15 protein-coding genes are annotated in these 25637 nt (G+C 75.0%); 12 read left to right on the forward strand and 3 right to left on the reverse strand.

The window, feature by feature from the left end; genetic code table 11:
* The first annotated feature begins 208 nt into the window (after positions 1 to 208).
* From KIS93_RS21945 to KIS93_RS21965, 4 genes are read left to right on the forward strand one after another with little or no spacing between them, the layout of a single operon-like run.
* Entirely contained in the window at positions 209 to 5191 is a 4983-nt protein-coding gene (locus KIS93_RS21945) for a non-ribosomal peptide synthetase (protein ID WP_186404376.1), read from the forward strand.
* Complete coding sequence (locus KIS93_RS65515) at positions 5188 to 13845, forward strand: non-ribosomal peptide synthetase/MFS transporter (RefSeq protein ID WP_230465863.1); 8658 nt, start codon at positions 5188 to 5190, stop codon at positions 13843 to 13845. The genes KIS93_RS21945 and KIS93_RS65515 overlap by 4 nt, the downstream gene beginning before the upstream one ends.
* Positions 13842 to 14888: a threonine ammonia-lyase gene (locus KIS93_RS21960; protein ID WP_080045887.1), complete on the forward strand. Its 1047-nt coding sequence runs from the start codon at positions 13842 to 13844 to the stop codon at positions 14886 to 14888. Before KIS93_RS65515 ends, KIS93_RS21960 begins: the two co-directional genes overlap by 4 nt.
* 18 nt (positions 14889 to 14906) lie before the next feature.
* Positions 14907 to 15737, forward strand: coding sequence for a hypothetical protein (locus tag KIS93_RS21965; RefSeq protein ID WP_080045886.1), 831 nt, complete (start codon positions 14907 to 14909; stop codon positions 15735 to 15737).
* Between the two features lie 3 nt (positions 15738 to 15740).
* Here the strand turns inward: KIS93_RS21965 and KIS93_RS21970 are convergent, their stop codons facing one another.
* Positions 15741 to 16844 carry a serine hydrolase domain-containing protein gene (locus tag KIS93_RS21970; protein ID WP_186404377.1) on the reverse strand — a complete coding sequence of 368 codons (1104 nt, stop codon included), beginning with the start codon at positions 16842 to 16844 and terminating at the stop codon, positions 15741 to 15743.
* 150 nt (positions 16845 to 16994) lie between these two features.
* Here KIS93_RS21970 and KIS93_RS21975 point away from each other — a divergent pair, with 150 nt between their 5' ends.
* The 4 genes from KIS93_RS21975 (at position 16995) to KIS93_RS21990 (ending at position 20772) form a co-directional block, all read left to right on the forward strand.
* Positions 16995 to 18236 carry a sensor histidine kinase gene (locus KIS93_RS21975; protein WP_186404378.1) on the forward strand — a complete coding sequence of 414 codons (1242 nt, stop codon included), beginning with the start codon at positions 16995 to 16997 and terminating at the stop codon, positions 18234 to 18236.
* Positions 18233 to 18895, forward strand: coding sequence for a response regulator (locus KIS93_RS21980; protein ID WP_080045883.1), 663 nt, complete (start codon positions 18233 to 18235; stop codon positions 18893 to 18895). The genes KIS93_RS21975 and KIS93_RS21980 overlap by 4 nt, the downstream gene beginning before the upstream one ends.
* Positions 18896 to 19068: 173 nt before the next feature.
* Positions 19069 to 20490, forward strand: coding sequence for a phospholipase A2 (locus tag KIS93_RS21985; protein WP_080045882.1), 1422 nt, complete (start codon positions 19069 to 19071; stop codon positions 20488 to 20490).
* Between the two features lie 36 nt (positions 20491 to 20526).
* Positions 20527 to 20772 carry a hypothetical protein gene (locus tag KIS93_RS21990; RefSeq protein ID WP_080045881.1) on the forward strand — a complete coding sequence of 82 codons (246 nt, stop codon included), beginning with the start codon at positions 20527 to 20529 and terminating at the stop codon, positions 20770 to 20772.
* On the opposite strand, the gene KIS93_RS21995 is transcribed toward KIS93_RS21990, so the two are convergent.
* Positions 20762 to 21670 carry a LysR family transcriptional regulator gene (locus tag KIS93_RS21995; RefSeq protein ID WP_080045880.1) on the reverse strand — a complete coding sequence of 303 codons (909 nt, stop codon included), beginning with the start codon at positions 21668 to 21670 and terminating at the stop codon, positions 20762 to 20764. The genes KIS93_RS21990 and KIS93_RS21995 overlap by 11 nt on opposite strands.
* A gap of 70 nt (positions 21671 to 21740) precedes the next feature.
* On the opposite strand from KIS93_RS21995, the gene KIS93_RS22000 reads away from it, so the two are divergent.
* Together KIS93_RS22000 and KIS93_RS22005 are read left to right on the forward strand one after the other, a co-directional pair.
* Entirely contained in the window at positions 21741 to 22481 is a 741-nt protein-coding gene (locus tag KIS93_RS22000; RefSeq protein ID WP_080045879.1) for an SDR family NAD(P)-dependent oxidoreductase, read from the forward strand.
* Positions 22482 to 22608: 127 nt separating this feature from the next.
* The gene (locus KIS93_RS22005; RefSeq protein WP_155129296.1) at positions 22609 to 22746 is read left to right on the forward strand and encodes a hypothetical protein; all 138 of its coding nucleotides are present in this window, start codon (positions 22609 to 22611) and stop codon (positions 22744 to 22746) included.
* Positions 22747 to 22764: 18 nt separating this feature from the next.
* Here KIS93_RS22005 and KIS93_RS22010 read toward each other — a convergent pair whose 3' ends face one another.
* A complete protein-coding gene (locus tag KIS93_RS22010) occupies positions 22765 to 23400 on the reverse strand; it encodes a TetR/AcrR family transcriptional regulator C-terminal domain-containing protein (RefSeq protein WP_080045878.1) in 636 nt (211 codons plus the stop codon).
* Between the two features lie 69 nt (positions 23401 to 23469).
* Here KIS93_RS22010 and KIS93_RS22015 point away from each other — a divergent pair, with 69 nt between their 5' ends.
* On the forward strand, positions 23470 to 24417 hold the full coding sequence (locus tag KIS93_RS22015) for a hypothetical protein (RefSeq protein WP_222107583.1): 948 nt from the start codon (positions 23470 to 23472) through the stop codon (positions 24415 to 24417).
* Positions 24418 to 24431: 14 nt separating this feature from the next.
* Positions 24432 to 25622: an FAD-dependent monooxygenase gene (locus tag KIS93_RS22020; RefSeq protein ID WP_080045877.1), complete on the forward strand. Its 1191-nt coding sequence runs from the start codon at positions 24432 to 24434 to the stop codon at positions 25620 to 25622.
* Positions 25623 to 25637 lie beyond the last annotated feature (15 nt).

Consider the following 25637-nt stretch of genomic DNA (forward strand, 5'->3'; position numbering starts at 1 on the left):
TGTGCGGACGACCCTGGTCTTCGGCGAAGGGAGCAGGCGATCCGCAGACGACCCGCTCCCCCGCCGGCCCCGCGACAGTTGACCGCACGCACGACCCCGCCCGCCCGGCGACGACCTCGCCCGGGCCCGCGATGACGGTCACCGAGGGATGGGCACCTTCGAGAGCCGCCCATCCGTGCACGTTCGACCATTGCTGGAAAGAGGACACATGACTACGGATGTGACGGGCGCGAACCGCCCTCTCACAGACTCGCCCCGCCGCCTGCACGAGGCGTTGGAGGAGCAGTGCCGGCGCACGCCCGATCGCGTCGCCGTCGTCGCGGGCACGACCCGGCTGACCTACGCCGAGGTCGACCGCAGGGCCAACGGGGTCGCCCACGCGCTGGCCGCGCGGGGTGTCGGACGCGGTGACCTGGCGGGCATCTGCCTCGACCGCGACGAGTGGCTGGTGCCCGCGCTGATCGGGGTGCTGAAGGCGGGCGCCGCGTACGTGCCGCTGGATCCGGCGTACCCGGCGGAGCGGTTACGGTTCATGGCCGAGGACGCCGCCGTGAGCGCGGTGGTCACCTCGGCCGCGCGGCGCGACACCGCGGCGCTGACCGGCGCCGGCACGGTGCTCGTCGACGACGTCACGCCCGCCGGGCACGGGCCCGAGGTGCCCGGCGAGCCGGGCGACGCCGCGTACGTCATCTACACCTCCGGCTCCACCGGCCGCCCCAAGGGCGTGGTCGTGGAGCACCGCAACACCATGAACCTGGTGCGCTGGGAGGCGTCCCACTACACCCCCGAGGAGCTGAGCGGCATGCTGGCCGGCTCCTCCATCTGCTTCGACGCCTCCATCACGCAGATCTTCACGCCGCTGTACGCCGGCGGCACCGTCATCATGGCGGACACCGTGCTGTCGCTGCCCACGCTGCCCGCCCGCGACGAGGTGCGCACGGTCTTCGGCGTCCCGTCGGCGCTGTCGGTGCTGCTGCGCGAGCCGCTGCCGGACGGCGTGCGCATGGTGCTGTCCGGCGGCGAACGGCTGACGGCCGCCCTGGTCGCGCGCATGTTCGCGAACCCGGGCGTACGGCGGGTGCTCAACATGTACGGCCCCACCGAGTGCACCACCGGCTCCACCATGTTCGAGGTCACCCGCGACTACCAGGGCGAGCCGCCGCTGGGCGAGCCGATGGCCGGCGCGCTGCTCAGCGTGCGCGACACCGACGGCAAACCGGTGCGGGACGGGGAGGTGGGCGAGCTGTGGATCGGCGGGCCCGGCGTGACCCGCGGCTACCTCGGCCACGAGTCGCCGGCGTTCCGCACCGAACCGGACGGCACCCGCGTCTACCGCAGCGGCGACCTGGTCCGGTGGGTGGACGGCGAACTGCGGTACGTGGGCCGCGCCGACGACCAGGTCAAGATCCGCGGCTACCGGGTGGAGCTGGGCGAGGTCGAGGTGGCGCTGGACCGCCATCCCGCCGTACGCCGCGCCGTCGTCCTGTCGCACACCGACGGCGACGGCATCGCCTACCTCGCCGCGCACGTGGCGGCCTCCGGCGTCACCGAGCCCGAGCTGCGCGACTGGCTGCGCGACCGCCTGCCCGACCACCTGGTCCCGGCCAGGATCGGCGTCCAGGACGAGCTGCCGATCGGCCCCACCGGCAAGGTGGACCGCGCGGCCCTGCCCAAGCTGGGCGCCGCCCGGACCGGAGGCGCCGCCTTCGTCGCGCCGCGCACGGACGACGAGCGACAGGTGGCCGAGGTGATCGCGGACGTGCTGGGCCTGCCCGAGGTGGGCGTGCACGACCGGTTCCCCGACCTGGGCGGGCACTCGCTGGCCGCCGCCCGGGTGGTGACCGAGCTGTCGCGGCGGCTCGGGCACACCGTGCCCCTGGCGGCGTTCCTGACCGAACCCACCGCGGCCGGGCTGGCGGCGCGCCTGCGCGACCCCGGCTCCGCGCCGGTGCGGCGGACCGGCCGCACCCGGCATCCGCTCACCGCCGCGCAACGCGAGTTCTGGACGTTGCGCCAGCTCCATCCGCACAGCCCGGTCACCACCGTGTCCGTGCGGCTGCGCGTGCGGGGCCTGAGCGGGAGCGCGCCGCTGCGTGCCGCGCTGGACGCCGTCCTGCGCCGGCACGAGGCCCTGCGCAGCACGGTCTCCGTCGGAGAGGACGGCGTCCCGTACGCGGTCGTGCACCCGCCCGTCGCCGTCCCCCTCGCCGAGCACCCCGCCGGCGCGGACCCGGTGAAGGTGGCGCAGGCCGCGGCGGAGCACGTGTTCGACGTGACCGGCGAGGTGCCGCTGCTGCGCGCCAGCCTGTGCCCCGTCGCGGACGACGCGGCCGAGCTGGTGCTCGTCACCGACCACCTCGCCTTCGACGGCGGCTCCGTGGGCGTGCTCATGGAGGAACTGGCCGCCGAGCTCGCGGGCGAGCCCGTGCCCGAGCCGGCGGTGCAGCTCGGCGACGTCGCGGTCCGCGAGCACGAGGACCGGACCGATGTCGCGGTCCGCGAGCAGGAGGACCGGCCCGACCTCTCGGTCCGTGAGCAGGAGGACCGGCCCGGCCTCTCGGTCCGCGAGCAGGAGGAGCGGCCCGACCTCGCCCGGCTGCGCGCGTTCTGGCGGGACGAGCTGGCCGGGGCGCCGGTGGCGGGGCCGCCGCCTGCCGACCTGACGACGTCCCGGCTGATCAGGCCGCTGCCCGGCGAGCTCACCGACGGCATCGCCGCGCTGGCCCGCGCCTGCGGCGCCACCCCGTTCGCCGTGTACGTGGCCGCGCTCGCCCTCGTCACCGGCGAGCCCGACACGCTGGTCGGCATGGTCGCCGCGCGGCGCGCCCGCCCCGAGCTGGCCCGCGTCGTCGGGCCGCTCATCGACACCGTTCCGGTACGCCTGCGGCCCGACGCCGCGCCGACCTTCCGCGACCTCGTCCGGCAGGCCGGGCAGGCCACCACGCGGGCGCTCGTCCACCAGGAGGTGCCGCCCGCCGACCTGCCCCGCGCCCCCGTCCTGCTCGCCATGCAGCACGCCGACGTGCCGGTCCGCGCCGGCCGCCTCGAACTGCTCACCGAGGTCGGGTCGGGGGCGGCGGTCCACGAGTTCAGCGTCCTCGTCAACCGGACCACCGCCGGGGCCGAGCTGCACCTGGAGTACGCGGTCGCGCTGCTCGAGCGGGAGGCGGCCGAGGCTTACCTGGATCGGCTGCTCTGGGTGCTGCGGCGCGCCGTGGCCGAGCCTGACCTGGTGGTCGCCACGTTCGAGCCGGTCACTCCGGACGAGCGGGCGGCGCTGCTTCACCGTGCGGCCGGGCCGGAGCTGCCCGACGATCTGCCGCCGGTGCCGGTGATGCTCGCCGCACATGCCGCGGGCACGGCAGGTGGTACGACGGGTAGCGCGGGCGATTCCGCAGGCACGGCCGTGCTGGGCCCGGATGGTGCCGCGTTCACCCACGCGGAGCTGAACGACCGTGCCGACCGGATTGCGGCCGGGCTGCTGGCGCACGGGGTGTCGCGGGGTGACGTGGTCGGGGTCCGCGTGCCACGGGACCGGATGTTGCCGGCGGTGCTGCTCGGAGTGTGGCGGGCCGGGGCGGCGTACCTGCCGCTGGACCCGGAACACCCGGCCGAGCGGCTGCGCCTGCTGACCGCCGACGCGGGCGCCCGCGTGGTGCTCACGCGCGGCGAAGCAGGGAACGCGGACGGGCCGGTGGTGCTCGACGCGGACCGGCTGGCGGCGGGGCCGCGCGCTGACCTGCCCGAGGTGCGTTCCGAGGACCTGGCGTACGTCACCTACACCTCCGGCTCCACCGGCGCCCCCAAGGGAGTCGAGGTGACGCACGGCGGGCTGGCCGCGCTCGTGGCCGGGATGATCTCGACGCTGCGGCTCGGCCCGGCCGACGTGCAGCCCGCGGTAGCGTCGCTGAGCTTCGACGCCTCCGCCTCCGAGCTGTGGAGCGTCCTGGCCGCGGGCGGCACGTCGGTCGTGGTGGACCGGGCCACGGCCACCGACGGGCACGCGCTGGCCGAGGTGATCACGGCGAGCGGGGCGACGGTGATCGACCTGGTGCCGACCTCGTACCGGATGCTGATCGCGGCCGGCTGGGCGGGCGGCCCGGCGCTGCGCGCGGTCGCGGGCGGGGAGGCGCTGGATCCGGCGCTGGCCGAGCAGATCCTGTTGCGCGTCGGCGAGCTGTGGAACGCGTACGGGCCGACGGAGACGACCGTCACCTCGACGTTGCACCGGGTGCGGGCGCACGAGGGCGACCGGGTGCCGATCGGGGCGCCGATGCCGGGCGAGCGGGCGTACGTGGTGGACGCGCGGCTGCGGCTGGTGCCGCCGGGCGCGGTCGGCGAGCTGCTGCTGGGCGGCGCCGGGGTGGCGCGCGGCTACCGGGGCCGGCCGGACCTGACGGCGGCCGCGTTCGTGGACGACCCGTTCGCGCCGGGCGGCCGCTGCTACCGCACCGGCGACCTGGTGCGCTGGCGTCCGGACGGGACGCTGGAGTTCCACGGCCGCCGCGACCACCAGGTGAAGGTACGCGGGTACCGGATCGAGCTGGGCGAGATCGAGGCCGTGCTGCGCGAGCTGGCCGACCCCGCAGCGACCAAGCCCGCACTGCCTGAGCCCGCGGTGACCAACGCCGTGACGACCGGCGCTGCCCCGACCGGGCCCGGGCTGACCGGCGCCGGGACCACCGGGCCCGCGTTGAGCGACGTCGTGGTGACCGTGGCGGGGGCGGGGGCGGATGCTCACCTGGTCGGCTACGTCGTGCCGGAGGCGGCGGATCTGGCCGCGATCGAGCGGCACGCCCGGTCCCGGCTGCCCGGGCACATGGTGCCGCGCCGGTGGGTCGCCCTGCCGGCCCTGCCCACGCTGCCCAGCGGCAAGGTCGATCGGGACGCGCTGCCGGAGCCGGACACCGGCCCCGAACCGCCGCGCACCGCGCCGTCCACCGACGCCGAGCTGCTGGTGGCCGCCGTCTGGGCCGAGGTGCTCGAACGTCCCGAGGTCTGGGCCGGCGACGACTTCTTCGCCCTCGGCGGCGCCTCGTTCGCCGCGACCAGGGTGGCCGCCCGCCTGCGCGAGATGTTGCAGGTCGCCGTGCCGGTGCGGTTGCTGTTCGACCGCCCGGTGCTCGCCGACTTCGCCGCCGCGCTGGAGGAGCTGCTGGCCGCCGACCTGATGGAGGGGATCGAGGGATGACCGAGGTACGTGAGGACCGGATCGCGCAGCTCGTCCGGTCCAGGCTCGCCGCCGCCCTCAAGCAGAACGAGCAGGCCGCCACCAAGGAGAACGGCAAGGCGCCGGGCATCCCGGCGACGTCGGCGACCGAGATGCCGCTGTCGCCGGCGCAGGAGCGGCTGTGGTTCCTGGCCCAGCTCGAACCGGACACTCCCGCCTACAACGTGCCGCTGACGCTGCGGCTGCGCGGCCCGGTGGACGTCGCCGCCCTGACCGGCGCGGTGGCGGACCTGGCGGAGCGGCACTGGATCCTGCGCGGCGTCATCGAGGACGGACGCGTGCGCCCCGCCGCCACCGTGCCCGTGCCCGTGGTGGACGTCGAGCCGGCCGAGCTGGAGCGGGAGCTGACCGGGCACGCGTGGCGGCCGTTCCGGCTGGACGCGGAGCCGCCGCTGCGGGCCACGGTGTTCCGGGTCGGGGACGACGAGTGCGTGCTCGCCCTCACCTTCCACCACATCGCCACCGACGCCTGGTCGGAACGCGTCCTGCTGGACGACCTCGCCCACCTGTACGCCGCCCGCCTCGGCCTGGAGCCGCCCCCCGCTCCCCCGTCCCTGCAGTACGCGGACGTGGCCGCGTGGGAGGCCGGCCGGCCGGACGCCGACCTCGACTGGTGGGCCGCGCACCTGGCGGGCCTGCCGCCGGTGCTCGACCTGCCGCTGGCCCGGCCGCGCCCGCCCGTGCCCACGTGGGAGGGTGCGGCGGTCGCGGTGGAGGTGCCGGAGGCGCTGTCGGCGAAGGTACGGGCGGTAACGGGGACGTCCCCGTTCATGGTGTTCCTGGCCGGGCTGCAGGCGTTGCTGAGCCGGCTGTCCGGCACCGACGACATCGCGATCGGGGTGCCGCACGCAGGCCGCCACCACCCTGACGCCGAGCGGGTCGTCGGCTGCTTCATCAACACCCTCGTCGTGCGCGGCGACACCTCGGGCGACCCGAGCGGCGCCGAGCTGCTGGCGCGGGCCCGCGCGGCGGCGCTGGACGCGTTCGCGCACGCCGGCACGCCGTTCGAGCGGGTCGTGGAGCGGCTGCAGCCCGAGCGGAACCTCGCGGTCACGCCGCTGTTCCAGGTGATGCTCAACGTCTACGACACCGGCGCGCCCGTGTCGCTGCCCGGGCTGGAGGTCGAGGTGGGGACGCCGCCCGCGCCGACCGCCAAGTTCGACCTGAACCTGGAGCTGGGCGACGACGGCACCCGCTTCTCCGGCGAGCTGCGCTACCGCACGGACCTGTTCGACGAGGCCACCGTACGGCGGCTGGCCGGCTGGTACCTGGAGCTGCTGGACGGCATGCTCACCACCCCGGACGCGCCGGTACGGCTCCCGTCCGGCGACGACCTGCACGGCCGCGCCGCGGACCTGCCCGTGGACGTGCCGCTGCACACGCTGGTCGAGCGGATGGCCGACCTCCACCCGGACGCGATCGCGATCGCCCCACCGGCGGACGCGGTCGCGGGCGGCTCGCTCGCTGGCGCGGCGCGGGCCGGCTCGCCCACGAACGTGGCCGGGGCCGCCTCAGGCACGGACGGCGTTACGGCCGGCTCGCCCTCGGACGCGGTCGCGGGCGGCTCGCTTACGTACGCGGAGCTGGAGCGGCGTGCCAACCAGGTGGCTCATTGGCTGCTGGAGCGCGGGGTGCGGCCCCAGGAGCCGGTCGGGGTGCTGCTGGAGCGGCGGCCCGAGCTGGTGGTCGCCCTGCTCGGCGTGCTCAAGGCGGGCGCGGCCTACCTGCCGCTCGACCCCGTCTACCCGGAGCGGCGCAACCAGGCGGTGGTGGCCGACGCCGGGGCGCGGATCGTGCTCACGGACGCCGAACTGGCCGACGCGGCGCGGGCGTCCGGCGAACGTCCCGGCGTGGACGTGCGGCCGGAGCACCTCGCGTACGTCATCTACACGTCGGGATCGACCGGGCGGCCGAAGGGCGTCGCGGTCGAGCACCGGCACATCACGCACTATCTCGGCGCGGTGGCCGAGGTCATCCCCAGGGGGCTCGGGTCGTTCGCGCTGGTCTCCACCGCTGCCGCCGACCTCGGCATGACCAACGTGTGGTGCGCCCTGACCACGGGCGCCACCCTCCACCTGATCGACCATGAGACGGCCACCGACCCGGCCGCGTTCGCCGCCCGCCTGTCGGCGCACCCCGTGGACGCCATCAAGATGGTGCCCAGCCAGCTCGAACTCCTCGGCACGGCCGCGTTACCCGGGAAGCTGCTGATCCTGGCCGGCGAGGCGGTGCCGGCGGACCTGGTGGCGCGGGTCAGGCAGGCGCGGCCGGACCTGGAGGTGCAGATCCACTACGGGCCCACCGAGACCACGGTGTCGGTGCTGGCCTGCGACGCGGGCGAGGCCCTGGCCGAGCTGCGCCAGGACGCGAGCCAGGGCACGGGCCGGGACGCGAGCCAAGGCACGGGCCGGGACACAGGTCAAGGCTCGGGTCAGGGTCACGGCCGGGCGCCGTTGGGGCGGCCGCTGGCCGACGTGGTGTGCCGGGTGGCCGACCCGGCCGGACGGGCGTTGCCGACCGGCGTGCCCGGGGAGCTGTGGATCGGCGGGCCCAGTGTGGCGCGCGGTTACCTCGGCCGGCCCGACCTCACCGCGGAACGCTTCACCGGCGGCTGGTACCGCACCGGCGACCGGGTCCGGGTGACCGAGGGCGGGCTGGTCGAGTTCCTGGGGCGGATCGACGACCAGGTGAAGGTGCGCGGGTTCCGCGTCGAACTGGGCGAGGTCGCCGCGGCGTTGCGGGCCTTGCCGCAGGTCGCGGAGGCGTACGTGCAGCCGGTCGGCGACGGGCTGGAGCGGCGACTGGCCGCCTGGGTGACGCCGGCCACGGTCGATGCGGCGCAGGTGCGGGCGACGCTGCGGGAGCGGCTGCCCGACTACATGGTGCCGGCCGCGATCGGCGTGCTGGAGGCGCTGCCGCTCACCCCGAACGGCAAGGTGGACCGGGCGGCGCTGCCCGTGCCCGAGGCGGGGCCGGCGGTGCGGGTGCCGCTGGCGACTCCCGAGGAACGCCTGGTGGGCGAGGTGTGGGCGGACGTGCTCGGGCTCGCCGAGGTGTGGGCGGACGACGACTTCTTCGCCCTCGGCGGGCACTCGTTCGCGGCGACCCGGGTGGCGGGGCGGCTGCGGGAGCGGCTGGGGGCGGCGGTGCCGGTGCGGCTGCTGTTCGAGCATCCGGTGCTGGCCGACCTGGCCGCCGCACTCCCCCGCCCGGCGACCGCCACCGCCACACGCGCGCGCCACACCCTGACCGGCGAGCCGGTGGACGGGCCGGTGGGCGGACGCGCGGACGGACCGGTGAACGGGCCGGCGGGCGGACGCGTGGACGGACTGGTGGACGGGCCGGTGCCGTTGTCCGGGGTGCAGGCCAGGCTGTGGTTCCTGGCGCAGCTCGAACCGGACAGCAGCGCCTACAACGTGCCCGTCGCGTTGCGGCTGCGCGGCCCGTTGCGAGTGGAGGCGTTGCTGGGCGCGGTGCGTGACCTGGCCGAGCGGCATCACGTGCTGCGCGGCGTGATCGACGACTCCGGCCCCGAGCCGGTGATGGTGGTGCGGGACGCCGCCGAGGTGCCGGTCTCCACGGCCCGCGTGGACCGTTCGGACGTCGAGGGCGTGCTGGCCACGCACCTGGCGACACCGTTCGCACTGGACCGCGAGCCGCCGATGCGCGCGGTGCTCCTCACCGTGAGCGACGGCGGCGCGGAAAGCGGCGCGGAAAGCGGCGCGGACGGCGGCGCGGATGGCGGCGCGGATGGCACGAACCGCGGCGCGGAGGACAGCGCGGCAGGCGGTGAGCGGGAGCATGTGCTCTCGCTCACCTTCCACCACATGGCCACCGACGCGTGGACGCGCGGCCTGCTGCTGTCGGAGCTGTCCGCCCTGTACGCCGCCCGCCTCGGCCTGCGCCCCCCGCTGGCCCCGCCCCCGGCCCAGTACGCGGAGGTGTCGCCGATTCCCGACCCGGCCGACCTGGACTGGTGGGCCGGCCATCTGGACGGCCTGCCGCCGGTGCTCGACCTGCCCACGGACCGGCCGCGCCCGGCGGTGCCCGACCCGGGTGGGGCGGCGATCGACCTGGAGCTGCCGGCCGGGCTGAGCGAGCGGATCAGGGCGGTGGCCGCGGCCTACCGTTCGACACCGTTCATCGTGCTGCTGGCCGGGCTGCAGGCGCTGCTGGCCCGGCTGTCGGCGAGCACGGACATCGCGGTGGGCGTGCCCGTCTCGGGCCGCGACCACCCGGACACCGAGGGCGTGGTCGGCTGCTTCCTCAACACCGTGGTCGTCAGGACGGACGTGGCGGGCGACCCGACGGGGCGTGACCTGCTGGCCCGCGCGCGGGAGTCGGCGCTGGGCGCGCTGGCGCACGCGGGGACGCCGTTCGACCGGGTGGTGGACCGGCTGCGGCCGGAGCGGAACCTGGCGGCGACGCCGCTGTTCCAGGTGATGCTCAACTACCTGCCGGGCGTGGCGGGGCCGGAGCTGCCGGGGCTGGAGGCGTCCGAGATCCACCTGCCGGAGCTGACCACGAAGTTCGACCTGAGCTGGCACGTGGTCGACGACGGGCCGGGCGTGCCGCTGCGCGGCGGGCTCGCGTACCGGACGGACCTGTTCGAGCCGGGCACGGCGGCCAAGCTGACGCGCTGGTACGCGGCGCTGCTCGACGGGCTGCTCGCCGACCTGGACGCGCCCGTGGGCGCGGTGCCGCTGGAGCCGGTGACCGGCCCGGTCGTGGCCGGCGGGCCGCCGCCTGAGCCGCCCGCCGGGGCGGTGCACCACCTGGTCGAGCGCTGGGTGGACGAGACGCCGGGCGCGCCGGCCGTGGTGGGCGCCGATCGTGCCCTGACGTACGGGGAGCTGGAGGCGGAGGCGAACCGGGTCGCGCACTGGCTGCTGGCGGCCGGGGTGGCGGCGGACGAGCCGGTCGGCGTGCTGCTGGAGCCGGGCGCGGGCCTGGCGTGCGCGTTGTTCGGCATCCAGAAGACGGGCGGCGGCTACCTGCCGATGGATCCGGCGTACCCGGCGGCGCGGATCGCCGCCATGCTGGAGGCCGCCGGGGTGCGGGCCGTGGTGACGGTGAGCGAGTTCGCGCCTCTGGTCGGGGACGGCCGGCGGGTGCTGGCGCTCGACCGCCTCCCGTCCCTGCCGGACACCCGCCCCGAGGTGGACGTACGGCCGGAGCACCTGCACCACGTGATCTTCACGTCGGGCTCCACCGGCACGCCCAAGGCGGTGGCGGCCGAGCACGGCGGCGTCCTGAACTACCTGGGCGGCATGCTGCCGCGCATCGGCGTGCCCGGCGGGTCGTTCGCGGTGGTCTCGACGCCGGCCGCCGACTTCGGCCTGACCTGCGTGTTCGGCGCGCTGACGACGGGCGGGACGGTGCACCTGGTGCCGCGCGAGACCGCGATGGACCCGGCCGCGTTCGCCGGCTACCTGGCCGAGCACCAGGTGGACGTCGTCAAGTGCGTGCCGAGCCACCTGGAGCTGCTGGCCTCGGGCGGCGACCTGGCCGCCGTCCTGCCGCGCGAGCTGCTGATCCTGGCGGGCGAGGCGTGCCCGTGGGACCTGGTGGAGCGGGCCAGGGCCGCCCGGCCGGGGCTCAGGATCCAGAGCCACTACGGCCACACCGAGTCCACGATGATCTGCCTGGTGTGCGACACCGAGGAGGTCCCCGCCGACCGGCGGACCGGGATCGTGCCGCTGGGCCGCCCGCTGCCCGGCGTGTACGGGCACCTGGTGGACGCGGCCCTGCGGCCGGTGCCGCCCGGCGTGCCCGGGGAGCTGGTGGTCGGCGGCCCCGGCGTCACCCGCGGCTACATCGGCCGGCCGGAGCTGACCGCCGAGCGGTTCGTCCCCGACCCGCTGACCGGGGAGGGCCGCTGCTACCGCAGCGGCGACCTGCTGCGCGTCACCTCCGACGGGCGGATCGAGTTCCGCGGGCGAGTGGACGACCAGGTCAAGGTACGGGGTTACCGCGTCGAGCTGGGCGAGGTCACCACCGCGCTGCGGGCCCTGCCCGAGGTCGCGGAGGCCGTGGTGCTGCCCGTCGGCGAGGGCAAGGCCAGGCAGCTCGCCGCCTGGGTGACGCCCGCGACCGTGCAGGCCGCGGCCGTGCGCTCGGCGCTGCGCGAGCGGCTGCCCGACTACATGGTGCCGGCGCACGTCGTCCCCCTCGACCGGCTGCCGCTCAACCCGAACGGGAAGATCGACCGGGCCGCCCTGCCCGAGCCGGTCGCCGAGCAGGCCGCGTACGCGGCGCCCTCGACGCCGGCCGAGGAGCTGGTCGCCGGGGTGTTCGCCCGGGTGCTCGGCGTGGATCGGGTGGGAGCGGGCGACGACTTCTTCGCCCTCGGCGGCGACTCGTTCGCCGCGGTGCGCGCGGTCAAGGAGATCGGCCACGGGCTGCGGGTGATCGACCTGTTCACCCGGCCGGCCGTGGCCGACCTGGCCGCGTTCCTGGGGCGCGAGGACGGCGGCGGGCTGCTGCACCGCCTCGGCGGCGGCCGGACCAGCGAGTTCACGCTGGTGTGCGTGCCGTACGGCGGCGGGTCCGCGGCGGTGTACCAGCCGCTGGCCCAGGCGCTGGGCGACCGGGTGGAGGTGCTGTCCGCCGAGCTGCCCGGCCACGACCCCGCCCGCCCGGACGAGCCGCCGCTGCCGCTGGAGGAGCTGGTGGACGTGCTGGCCGCCGAGGTGGCCGCCACCGCGTCCGCTCCCGTCGCGATCTACGGCCACTGCGTGGGCTCCGCGCCCGCCGTCGCGCTGGCCCGCCGGCTGGAGGCGGACGGCGTGCCCGTGCTGGGGGTGATCGCCGCCGCCAGCTTCCCGGCGGCGCGGCTGCCCGGGCCGGTCAGGCGGCTGTTCGGCGGCGACCGGTGGGTGTCGGACCGGATGTTCCGCGACGCCTTGCGCGCCTCGGGTGGGCTGCTCGACGACATGGACGAGGCCGCCAAGCGGACCGCCGTACGGGCGATGCGGCATGACGCCGACCAGGCGCAGGAGTGGTTCACCCGCGAACTCAGCGGCGAGGCGGCCGGTGAGGGCGCTCGTGAGAGGGCTCGTGAAGGGGCTCGTGAGGGGGCCGGCAAGGCCGTGCCCTTGCGGGCGCCGATCCTGAGCCTGGTCGGGGAGCGGGACCGCGCCACCGAGCTGCACGAGGAGCGCTACACCGAGTGGGCCGCGTTCGCGCCACGGGTGGAGCGGGCCGTGCTGCCCAGGGCCGGGCACTACTTCCTGCGCCACCAGGCCGAGCCGCTGGCCGCCCTCGTGCTGGCGCACCTGACCCGCTGGGCGGCCGGAACGCTGCCCGACCCGGTACGCCCGCCGGAACGTACCGGCCTGAAGCCCTTCTACACCGTCGCGGCCGGGCAGATCGTCTCGGCGCTGGGCACGGCGCTCAGCTCGTTCGCGCTCGGCGTGTGGGCCTACCAGCGCAGCGGCGAGATCCTGGACCTGGCGCTGGTCACGATGCTGGCGCAGATCCCGGCCGTGCTGCTCACCCCGCTCGGCGGCGCGCTGGCCGACCGGATCGACCGGCGCAAGATCATGCTGGCCTGCGACGCGCTGTCGGGGCTGGCGATGGTGGCGCTGGTGCTGCTGCTGACCACCGGACGCCTCGAGTTCTGGAACGTCTGCCTCATCGTCGGCGTGACCTCGGTCGTGTCGGCGTTCCAGCAGCCCGCGTGGCTGGCGGCGATCGCGCAGCTCGTGCCGAAACCGTACCTGCCGCAGGCCAACGCGCTGGCGAACGTCGGCTTCGGCGCGGGCAACGTGGTGGCGCCGCTCGCGGGCGGCGCGCTCATCGGCCTGTTCGGGTTGTCGGCCGTCGTCGCCGTGGACGTGGCCACGTTCGCGGTCGGCGTGCTGACGCTGCTGCTGGTGCGCTTCCCCGACCGGCTGTTCCGCCGGCGCGAGGAGACGTTCACGGCGGCGCTCACCGGCGGGTGGCGGTTCCTGCGCAGGCGCCGGCCGCTGCTCGTCATGGCCCTGTACTTCGCGGTGGTGAACTTCTGCACCGCCCTGATGTGGGTGCTCGTCACCCCCGTCGTGCTGGCCATCGGCACCTCGGCGGACCTCGGCGCGGTCACCGCCGTCGGCGGCGTCGGCGCGGCCGTCGGCACCGGCGTCGTGCTGGTGTGGGGCGGCACCCGGCGGCGGGCCACCGGCATGATCGGCTTCGTCGTCGGGTCCGGGATCGGCGTGGTGCTGATGGGCGTGTGGCCGGTCGTGTGGCTGGTCGCGGCCGGGCTGTTCGTCCGGCTGGCGTGCATGAGCATCGGCAACGCGCACTGGCTGTCGATCATCCAGGTCAAGGTGGGGCCGGAGCTGCAGGGGCGGGTGCTCGCCGTGAACATCATGATCGCCACCGCCATGCAGCCGCTCGGCTTCCTCGCCGCCGACCCGCTCGCGGCCTGGGCCGGCCGGTTCGCCGGCGGGCCCGGCGGGGGCGCGGGCGCGGTGCTGCTCGCCAGCGGCGTGTTCCTGGTGGTCTGGGGGCTGGTCGGGCTCTGGTACCGGCCGCTGCACCACTTGGAGGACCACGTCCCGGACGCGGCGCCGCCGTCGGAGTCCGCCGCCGACCTGGACGCCGTTCAGGAGAGGGTGCTGAGCGCATGAACGCGGAAGGGACGGCGCGTACGGGCGCGGGAGGCGCCGCCCGTACGAACGCGGAAGACATCGCCCGTGCGGGCGCGGAAGGCGCGGCGCGCGCGGGGCTTGTCACCGCGGCCGACATCAGCGCCGCCGGTGACCGCATCGCCCCGTACGTGCGGCGCACGCCGCTGCTGCGGCTGCCCGGCGAACGGCTCTGGGTCAAGCCGGAGAACCGGCAGCCCACCCGCTCGTTCAAGGTGCGCGGCGCGGTCAACGCCGTGGCCCGGCTGGCCGGGCGCGGCGTCCGGCACGTGATCGCGCAGTCGTCCGGCAACCACGCCCAGGCCATCGCCTACGCCGCCGCCGAGCAGGGGGTGCGGGCGACCGTCGTCCTGCCGGACACCGCGCCGGAGCTGAAGGTGCGGGCCGCGCGCCGGCTCGGCGCCGAGGTGGTGATCGTGCCGCCCGCCCTGCGGGAGGAGGCGTGCCTGGCGCTGGCCGACCGGTTCGGCGCGACGGTGGTCGGCTCCGACGCGTTCGACGTGATCGCCGGGCACGGCAGCGCCGGCACCGAGATCTGCCTGGACCTGCCGGACGCGGGCGCCGTCCTGGTGCCCGTCTGCAACGGCGGCCTGCTGGCCGGGATCGCGGTCGCCGTCAAGGCCGCCGACCCGGCGATCCGGGTGATCGGCGTCGAGCCGGAGCTGGCCGCCGACGGCGCGGCCAGCTTCCGCTCGGGCACGCGTACGGCGTGGCCGGTGGAGCTGACCTACCGCACGCGCGCCGACGGGCTGCGCGCGCCGGTGCTGGGCGCGCTGGCGTGGGAGCACATCCACCGGTACGTGGACGACATGGTGACCGTCACCGAGGACGCCATCGACACCGCCGCCGCCCTCCTCTGGCACAAGCTGGGCGAACGCGCGGAGCCCAGCGGCGCGGTCGCCACCGCCGCCTACCTCACCCACCGGGCGCACCTGCCGCCGGGGCCGGTGGTCGCGGTCCTGTCCGGCGGCAACGTCGCGGTCGGCACGGAGACCAGGGAGGAACCGCTGGTGCACCTGTCCTGATCATCTTGCCGTGACGAGATGGTGATCATCGTCTGGGACGATCAGCGCATGAAACGCATGGGCGCCGCGCTGGTCGTCGCCGGCGTGCTGAGCGTGGCGATCCCCGGCGGCGCCGTGCACGCGGCTCCCGCGCCGGAGTCGCTCGGCTCCGTCGTCACTGCGATCAAGAAGCAGTTCGCGAAGAAGAGCAGCGTGCGCTTCTCCGTCAGGCGACGCGGCGGCCCTCCGCCCTCGGACGACCTGTCGATCTCCGGCGCGTACCGCTTCAACGCCGCGGGCATGTACGCCGCCGACCTCACGGTGATCTCCCGCGAGCCGGCCGCGACGGGCCGGTCACGGCAGATCACCATGGGCCGGTACTACTACTCGCAGAGCTACGTGCGCTCCGACGAGGGCAAGTACATCTGGAAGTCGCCGCCCAAGCTGGGAAAATGGGACGCCTGGCAGAACCTCGCCGGGGTCGTCTGGGGCAAGGACCTGGTCAACGGGATCAACCCGGGCTTCCTCGACCTGGCCGCCTCCTACGACGCGGCCACCGCCGAAGGCGGCACCGTCGAGGGAGTGCGGACGACCCTCCACAGCGGCACCGTGACGGTGCCCGACCTGGGCGAGAGGCAGGCCGGGATCTCGTTCGGGACCGAGGACATGGGGTCCTACGGCGGGCAGATCACCTGGAAGCTCTGGACGGGCCCCGACCATCTCCCCCGGCGCTTCCACGCCACCATGAAGTTCACCAGGCCAGAGGGCGGCGACGCCGGCACCATGACGATGAACATCGTCTACCGAGGATGGGGATCCCCCGTCAAGATCACGGCCCCGCCCGAGCGCCTCATCGACAACGGCTGGTGACGGTCACGGGCAGATGGCCTCGGTGACGGCTTTGACCGCAGCAGGGAGGACGGCGGCCGGGTTGGGGTTGAGGGTGACGGCGATGGCGGCCTGGCGGCGGCCGTCGGCGGTGCTGACCACGATGCCCGTGTAGCCGCGGACCCCGCCGATGTGGCCGTACACGGGGCCGCAGCCGAAGTCGTACCGGTGCACGCCGAGCCCGAAGCCGCGCACCCACGGCAGGGAGTTGCCGCGCACCGGCACGGTGCCGGTCAGCTCCCGCATGAGCGCGGCGGGCAGCAGCCGCCCGGTGAACAGGGCCTGGTAGAAACGGGTCAGGTCGTGCACCGTGGAGATCATCGAGCCGGCCGGGCCGCTCTGGTTGACGGTCTGGGTGGTGAAGTCCGTCAGGTGGGCGTAGTCGGCGTCCGGCTCGCCCGGCAGGTCGCCGGGCATGTATCCGTGCAGGTGGCGGCCTCGGATGGCGGGCTGCCCGTCGGCGTAGTAGGTGTCGCGCAGGCCGAGCGGCCGGATGATGCGGCCGGCGACCTCGTCGGCGTACGGCCGGCGGGTGACGTGCTCGACGAGCTTGCCCAGCAGCACGTAGTTCGTGTTCGAGTACGTCGCCTCCGGGGCGCCGGGCGGGGCCGGTTCGAGGCCGAAGGCCAGGGACAGGCGGCGGTCGTCGGTGAGGCGTTCGAGGCGGCGCCGTCGCCAGTCGGCCGACGTTCTCAGGGCGAGCGCGTCGTAGAAGTCGGGCAGGCCGCTGGTGTGGCGGAGCAGGTCCCTGATGGTGATCCGGGAGCCGCCGGGGACGCCCTCGACGTACCGGCTGATGGGGGCGCCGAGGTCGATCGTGTGCGCGGCGGCGAGCTGGAGGACGAGCACGGCGGTGAAGGTCTTGGTGATGCTGGCGACGCGGTAGCGGTCGCCGGCGCTCGCGGGGCGGCCGGTGCGGGTGTCGGCGACCCCTGCGGCGACGTCCTCCGGCCCTTCTTCGGTACGGACGGCCAGCACAGCGGCGGGTGCGCCCGCGTCCACGACCGCCTGGACGGCACCACGGAGGTCCTTAGGGGCAGGGGCGACGGTGAGCGTGGCGGCGAGGATCAGCGCGATGAGGCTTCTCATGCCCGCCGAACCTAGGCGTCCCGGCGGGGGTGGCACATCGGAGCAGGGGTGCGGTGCGTTCCTGCGCCTGCGGCTGAGCATGTCATCCTTTCGCGTATTTCGGCCGCACGGGGCTGGGCGGAGGGATGGGCGGCGGTTAGCGTCGTGCGGGTGAAGGTCGGCGGGTGGACGGCGGTCAGCGCCGCGCGGGTGAAGGTCGGCAGGCGGGCGGCGGTCAGCGCGGTGCGGGTGAAGGTCGGCGGGTGGGCGGTGGCGACCGGGGCCGGCGTCGTGGCGGGAAGTCTGCTGCTCGGCGGCCGTACGTCATGGGCGGGGCTCGTGTCCCTGGCCGTGTCCCTGCCCGTCCTGCACGTCGCCGGGCGGCGGTGGCCACTGGCCGTGCTGGGCGCCTCGGCGACGCTGGTGTTCGGGCTGGCCGTGGCGGGGCTGACGGCCGGGGCGTTCGTGTGGCCGGCCAGCCTGGCGTACGCGCGGGCCGTGCTGCGCGGGCACCTCGGGTGGGCGGCGGGCTGCGGGGCGTTGTTCCTGGCGGCGGGGTCGGCCGTGTCGGGGCGGGTGCTCGCCGGCGAGGCGCTGTGGCTGGGCCTCGTCCTGGCCGCGTCGGCCGCCTATCGGGCCGAGCGGCGGCTGAAGGACGAGACGCACGCCCGGCTGCGGGCCACCGAGCGCGTGGCGATGGCCCGCGACGTGCACGACGTCGTCGCGCACACGCTGGCCGTGCTCGGCGTGCAGCTCACCGTGGCCGAGGACGCCTTCGACGCCGACCCGGCCGCGGCCAGGGAGGCGGTGCGGGTGGCGCAGCAGGCCCGTGGGCAGGCCATGGCGGAGCTGCGCACGCTGATCGGCGCCCTCCGCGACGACCCCCGCACCCCCGGCGGCGGCCCGTCCGCCCAGGTGAAGCCGCCCCGTCAGACGGAGCCACCCCCTCAGACGGAGCCACCCCCTCAGACGGAGCCACCCCCTCAGACGGAGCCACCCCCTCAGACGGAGCTGCCCCTTCAAACCGAGCCGCCCTCTCAGGCGGAGCTCCCCGCGCCCGCGGAGCTGGCCACGCTGGTGGAGCTGGCGCGCACGACCGGGCTGGACGTGACGGTGCGGCAGGAGGGCGCGCCGGTGCCGGCGCCGCTCGCCTGGACGGTCTACCGGGTGGTCCAGGAGGCGCTGACGAACACCGTCAAGCACGCGGACGCCCGCCACGCCGAGGTCGTCGTCCGGCACACGACCGGCGACGTCCAGATCACCGTCGCCGACAACGGCCGCGGCGCCGGGCACGGCATCGCGGGCATGCGGGAGCGCGTCGCCTCCCTGGGCGGAACGCTGACCGCCGGCCCCACCAAGGCCGGTTTCGTCGTACGAGCCGTCATACCGGCACCACCCGGGCGGCCCGGATGACCGTCACCGTCCTGATAGCCGACGACCAGGCGCTGGTACGGGCCGGGTTCCGTACCCTGCTCGGCCGGGCGCCCGACATCACAGTGGTCGGTGAGGCCGCGACGGGCGACGAGGCGGTGCGTCAGGCCCGGGCGCACCGGCCGGACGTGGCGCTGATGGACATCCGCATGCCCGGCCTCGACGGCCTGGCCGCCACCGAGCGCATCCTGCGGGAGGTGCCGGGCTGCCGGGTGATCGTCGTGACCACGTTCGACACCGACGAGCACGTCTTCGAGGCGCTGCGCCTGGGCGCCAGCGGCTTCCTCACCAAGGACGTGCGCGCCGACGAGCTGCGCGGCGCCGTCCGTTCCGTCGCGGCGGGCGGGGCGCTGCTGTCGCCGGGCGTCACCCGCCGGGTGATCGAGCAGTTCGCCCACAGGCCCCCGCGCGCGCACGATGCCGAGGCCCGGCTGTCGGGGCTGACGCCACGCGAGCACGAGATCCTGAAGCTGGTCGCCGCCGGGCACTCGAACGGCGACATCGCCCGCCGCCTGTTCATCAGCCCGCACACCGTCAAGACGCACGTGACGCACCTGATCAACAAGCTGGGCCTGCGGGACCGGACCCAGCTGGCGATCCTGGCCTACGAGACCGATCTGGTACGCCCTTCCGACCGCTGACGACGCATTCAAGCCGCCTGAAAACCCTGCTTAAATAACGCCCGGAATGGCCACATGCGCCATTTATCGAACATTGACAGGTCTCTTTACACCAGTAATACTTCTCGACGGTGATCACCCATTAGGCCGAGCACCATCCGGCCCCGGTCACAACCGAAAGGAAGATTACCCGCATGCGCATCCTGCATGCCGCGATCGCTGTCGCGTTATGTTCGGCGACGGTCGTGAGCGCCCTTTCTCCCGCTACCGCAGAGACATCGGCCGCCCCCACCCAGCCCACCAGAGCAGTGCAGATCACCGGTCCCGGGCTCTACGTCCCGGCGACCCGTACGTTCCAGTTCGCGGAGCGCAATGGTTTCGCGGGCGCTTTCGACCGCGAATACCGGCTCACCAGACAAACGGACGGTGAAATTCAGGCGGCGAAACTGCCGCGGCCCCGTCCCGATCTGTCCGTGCTCGGCCCCGGATGGCGGGCCGACATCCTCGGCGGCCTGACGAGCCGGCAGCTCGACGCCGACGATTCCGCCGCCCAGGTCGCCGACCTGCATGAGGGCGAGACGATCCGGTACGCGCGGGTGGCGGGCACGGACCAGAAGACGTACAAGGCGAGCACGGGATCGACCCTGACCGTGGGCGCCGACCAGGCGACCGAGACGATCGTCCTGGGCGCGGACACCACGCTGGTGCTCACCTGGGAGCGGGTCGGCGGCGACTGGCGCGTGACCACGGTGAGCGCGGGATCGTCCGGCACCTCCAAGGTCACCTACGACGACAAGGGCCGCGTGACCGCCGTCGCGGACCTCGACACCGGGAGCGGCCCCCAGCGGAGTCTCGCGCTGAGCTACGCGGAGACGACCACGGCCACCGCCGACGGCCTCGGCGACTTCGCCGGGCACCTCAAGTCGGTGGAGAGCAAGTCGAAGGACGAGGCCGCCCAGACGGTGGAGACCTATAGCTACGACCGCAAGGGCTATCTGCGCAGCGTGACGCTGCAGAAGGGCGGAGCCTCCACGGTCTCGACCTACGCCTACGACCAGGCCGGGAACCTGACCCGGCTCAAGTCGCCCGGCTCGGGCACGTGGAGCCTGGACTTCTCCGGAGCGCGGGAGCCGAGGGCCACCCTCGTGAAGGCGGCCGACACCCCGTCCGCCGGCCTCATGAACTACCCGCCGACCTGCCCCAACGCCTCCCAATGGATGTGGTACACGCAGGCGGAGTGCAGGGCCGCGTCCGTCGCCCACTACGGCTGGCGGAGTTCGAGCACCAGGACCACGCCCACCGGCCACACCGTCATGGGCATCACCTACGACCACTGCTCGTCGCCGACCGGAAACCAGCCGGGCGGGTATGACTTCACCGTCGCCTGCGACATGCACGACTACGGCTTCGGCGTCATCGGGAACTACTACAAGGGCGCGACCTATCACATGACGCCCGACAAGAAGTCGGCGGTGGACGACGTGTTCTACACCACGCTGCTCGACCGCACCTGCGCCGCTTACGGCTCGCCGTTCGGTTGCACGGCGTGGGCCTGGACCTATCGCCAAGGGGTGCGGCTGGGCGATCCCAAGAACGGCGCCGACGCCACCAGTTAGTCCGACGACACGGGAGGGGAATTGAGAGGGAGGGCAGTGGCCACCTGGATAGCGGGGAGTTACGCGGCGCTGGTCGTGCTCCTCGGGCTCGCCGGGTGGCTGGCGTCGCGGAGCGGCGTGCCGGACGTCTTCGTCATGGCGCAGACCGTGATGACCCTCCCGCTCAGTTATCTCGTCTCCCTGACCAGCCTGAGCGGGATCGCCTGGATGCTGGCCATCGACGTGGCGGGCCTGGTTCAGGCGGGCGTGCTGTGGGTGATCCTCGGCGGCCTCAGGGCGTGACCGCGCGTCCGACGACGCCCGATCCCGCCGAGGCCGCCGACCCCACCGACCCCGCCGAGGCCGCCGACGCTGCCGACGTCGAGCGCGTCACGGCGACCTCGGCGGCGGTGCGGACGAGCGCGGCGAGCGCGCGGTCGCGGCGCCCCTCGCGCCAGACGGCGAGCAGCGTCGTCCGGCGGCCGTCGAGGGGCACGGCGGCCAGGCCGCGGCCGAGGTGCCGGGCGACCGACTCGGGCAGCACGGCGACCATGCGGCCGAGCGCGATCAGCTCGGCTACCTGACCGGTGTCGCTGATGACCGGCCCGGTGCCCGGCCACCGTGCCGTCCAGCGTGGGAAGGTCTCGCCGGCCAGGTCGGCCGGGCGGAGCGCGGCCCGCCCGGCGAGCCGGTGGGTGCGCGGCAGCACCACCATCTCGCGCTCGGTCAGCAGCTCCTCGGTGGCGAGGCCGGTCAGGTCGTCCTGGGGCAGGCGCAGCAGCGCGAGGTCGGCCGTCCCGCCGCGCAGCAGGGCCTGCTCCTCGCCGATGCCGCAGATGAGCACCTCGACCTCGACCGCGTCGGGGTGCGCGGCGAACCGGTCGAGGAGCGGCCCGAGCAGTCCGGCGTCGCCGCCCGGTTTCGTGACCACCGTGAGCGCCCGCCCGGCGCGCTGGGCCAGGCGTTCGGCCGCCGCCAGGCCGTCGAGTGCCTTGCGGCCCTCCTTGAGCAGGACCTCGCCGGCACGGGTGAGCGACACGTGGCGGCTGGTGCGCTCCAGCAACCGCACGCCGAGCCGGCGCTCCAGGCGCTGGATCGCCCGGGACAGCGGCGGCTGGGCGATGCCGAGCCGGTCGGCGGCCCGGGTGAAGTTGCGTTCCTCGGCGACCGCGACGAAGTAGGCCAGCTTCCGCGAATCCATACCTTCAGGGTATGGGTGCGAGGCTCCATCGGTGTTGGGGCCGCCGGCCGCCGGCTGGTGAGCTGTCCGCATGACAGGAACGAGGAGCATCGCCCTGGTCACCGGGGCCAACAGGGGAATCGGCGAGGCCGTCGCGGCGGGGCTGGCCGGGCTCGGCATGACGGTGTTCGCCGGCGCCCGCGACGCCCGGCGGGGGGCGGCGGCGGTCGAGCGGCTGCGTGCCGCCGGGGGCGACGTGCACGGAATCGCCCTGGACGTCACCGACGCCGGCACCGTCGCGGCGGCGGCCGAGGAGGTCGCGGCCCGGCACGGCCGGCTGGACGTCCTGGTCAACAACGCCGGGATCCTCGGCGACGAGCGGCAGGTCCCCGGCACCGGCGGCGACGTGCTCGCCGAGGTGCGGCGGGTGTTCGAGGCGAACGTCTTCGGCGTGATCGCGGTGACCGAGGCGATGCTGCCGCTGCTGCTGCGCTCGCCGGCCGGGCGGGTGGTGAACCTGTCCGGGCGCGGCGGCTCGCTCACCGCCATGGCCGCACAAGACGGCGACCTCGCGGGCCTGCCGCCGCTGCTGGGGTACCCGCCGAGCAAGGCCGCGCTCAACGCCGTCACCCTCCAGTACGCCAAGCGGCTGCGCGAGCACGGGATCCTGGTCAACGCGGTCTGCCCGGGGCTCACCGCGACCGAGGGGAACGGGTTCGCCGGCGACCGTACCCCGGAGCAGGGGGCCGCGATCGCCGTGCGGATGGCGACGCTCGGCCCGGACGGCCCGACCGGCACGTTCGTCGACGAACACGGGCCCCTCCCCTGGTGATTGGCGGTCAGGCGGGCACGACGGTCCGGAGGAGGCGCCGGATCCGGTCGAGGTCGACGTCGGCGGTCGAGGTGCTCGGCGGCGACGACCTCTCCTACCGCGCGGCATCGCGGCGGTCCTGACCGACGTGCTCGGCAGGTCCGTCCGGTACGAGCCCGGCGAGCGCGGCGTCAACAACGCCCTGCCGCGCACCGCCGCCCGCACCACGCCCACCACGTTCCGCGCGTTCGCCGAAGAGAGCATCAAGCCGGCACTGGCCGGCTGAGCCGCACCCCGGGCGCGGTCAGCGGAGCTGGGCGGCGAGCCCGTCGAGGAGGACGCCGAGCTGCCGGTCGAACCGGCGATCGCCGTCGTCGCGCAGGTGCCCGGCGGCCTTGACCAGGTCGGCGCCCTCGCCGAGCCACGCGTCGCGCCCGGCCAGCGAGTAACGGGCCGGGTCGGCGCCCGCGGACTGCCTGCGCTCCTGCTCCTCGATCACGAACCCGACCACGAACGCGCCGACCAGGTCGATGGCGTCGTCGGCCGCGCCCAGGGAGAACCCGGCCGCGGTCAGGCGCCCGAGCCAGTGCTCCTTCGCCCGCACCACCTCGGCGTCGGAGAAGCGCGTGCCGCTGAAGATGCGCGCGCCGTCGCGGTAGAGCAGGTATTCCGAGCGCAGGACGCGGGCGTAGGCGGCCAGGTCGGCACGCCAGCCCGCGCCGAGGTCGATCTTCTCCAGGGCCTCGATGACCCGCCGCATGACGGACGTGCTCATCTCGTCCAGCAGTTCCTGCTTGTTGCGGACGTGCCAGTAGAGCGCGGGGGCTCCCACGCCGAGCCGGGAGGCGAGCGCGCGGACGGTCAGGGCGTCCATGCCCTTCTCGTTGAGCAGCTCGAACGCCGCCGCCACGATCCGCTCCCGCGTGATGCCCTTCGCCACGGTTGACAGCTTAACAAAGTTCAGGCACGGTGGGTGACGTCGGAATTGAACTAAGTTCAGGAGCGTGTCATGCGTGCCGCAGTCGTCACCACCCCCGAATCGGCGCCCGTCTGCGCCGACTTCCCCGACCCGGAGCAGCAGCCGGGCAAGGCGCCGCTGAGGCTGGTCGGCGCCGGCCTCCACCACGTCGTCCGCGGGCTGGCCGCCGGCCGCCACTACGGCAGCGGCACGACCTACCCCCTCGTGCCCGGCGTCGACGCCGTCGCCAGGACCGACGATGGGCGGCTGGTCTACACGGGCCTCGCCCGCGCGCCGTGGGGCACGATGGCCGAGTGGCTGGTCACCCCGTTCGAGGTGGAGGTGCCCGCCGGGGCAGACCCGCTCGCCGTCGCCGCCGGCATGAACCCCGCCACGGCGGGCTGGATCCCGCTGGTCGAGCACCAGAAGGAGACGGGCGGGCTCGGCACCGTCCTCGTGCTGGGGGCGACCGGCATGTCGGGCAGCCTCGCCGTACGGGCGGCGCTGTCCCTCGGCGCGCAGCACGTCATCGCGGCCGGGCGCGACCACGAGGCGCTGGACCGGCTGCGCGGCCTCGGCGCCGTCACCGTTCCGCTCACGGCACCCGACGCCGGAGCGGCCGCCCTCACCGCCGCCGTCGCCGAGGCGCCGCCCACGCTCGTGCTCGACTTCGTGTGGGGCCCCGTCGCCGAGGCCGCCTTCGCCGCGCTGAGCAGGACCGGCAGGTCGGCGCTCGACTACGTGCAGATCGGCTCGCTCGCCGGCGGTGCGGCAGCGCTGCCCGCGTCCCTGCTGCGCAGCCGGCCGATCCGGATCGGCGGCAGCGGCGCCGGCTCGGTCTCGAAGGCCGCGATGATCGCCGCGTTCCCCGAGGTCATCGCCCGGTTCGCCGACGGCACCTTCGACGCCCCGTACACCGCCTTCCCGCTCAGCCGCGTCGGCGAGGCGTGGGCGCACCAGGGGCCCACCCGCGCGGTCGTCGTCCCCGACCGAGCTTGAGGAGAAGCGACACCATGGAGAGACGCGCACTGGTCGTCGGGCTCGGGATCGCCGGCATGGCCGCGGCGATCGGGCTACGGCAGGCCGGCTGGCAGCCCGTCATCGTCGAACGAGCCCCCGTCCGCCGCCGAGGCGGCTACTTCATCGGCCTCATGCCGGAGGGCCGGCGGGCCGCCGCCGACCTCGGCATCGCCGCCCACCTGCACACCCGCAACCCGCCGGACGGCGGGAAGGCGTACTCGCTGACCCGGCGCGGCACCCGCGAGCCCGGCCTGGGGTTCCTGCACCAGCCGGGCGCTCCCGCCGCGGTCGTCCGCGGCGACATCGAGGCCGCGCTCTGGGAGGGCGTCCAGGGGGACGGGACGGACAAGCCCATCCCGGTACGGTTCGCCACGAAACCCGTCGAGATCGACGACACCGGCGCCAGGGCCCGCGTGCTGCTCGAGGAGACCGGCGCCGCCACGTGGCACCGCGAGAGCTTCGACCTGGTCGTCGGCGCCGACGGGATGCGGTCGGGCGTGCGCCGCATGGTCTTCGGCCCGCACGAGGACCACATGACCGAGTGGAACGCGATGATCTGCGTGTTCCAGCTGGAGGAGCAGGTGCCGTCCTTCGCGGCGGCCGACAGCGTCATCAGCGCCCGCGCGGGCCGTGGGGCGTGGGTGTTCGGGTTCGCCGACCGGCCGCCGACCGCCCTGCTGACCTACCGCACCGACGACGTCGAAGGGCAGTTCACCGGGTCGAGGATCGAGCGGCTGCGCACCGCGTTCTCCGACATGGACGACCCCGTGGTGCGGCACGCCCTGAACGCGCTGGAGCAGGCGCCGGACTTCCTGTTCGACTCGGTGCACCAGGTGAAGATGCCCCGGTGGAGCAGGGGAAGGGTGGTGCTGGTGGGCGACGCGGCCTGGTGCCTGAACCTGTACTCGGGGATGGGGGCCACCTTCGCCCTGCGGGGCGGGGCCGAGCTCGGGCGGGCCCTGCGGGAGAGCCCCGGCGACCTCGGCGCCGCGCTGGCCGCCTGGGAGTCCCGGCTGCGCCCGTCCATCACCCGGCACCAGCGCCTCGCCCGGTTGAAGCGGCAGCTGTTCGTGCCGTCCAACCGCCCCGCCGAGGCCGTCCGCTCGGTGGTCGTGCGCCTCGCGTGCGCGGCCCGGGAACGCCGGCTCGCCAGGGCCCGCGCCGCCGCGAAGGAAGGTCCGTGACGGCGCGCCCCGCCC

This window comes from [Actinomadura] parvosata subsp. kistnae, assembly GCF_900323885.1.
Taxonomy (GTDB): Bacteria; Actinomycetota; Actinomycetes; order Streptosporangiales; family Streptosporangiaceae; genus Nonomuraea; species Nonomuraea composti.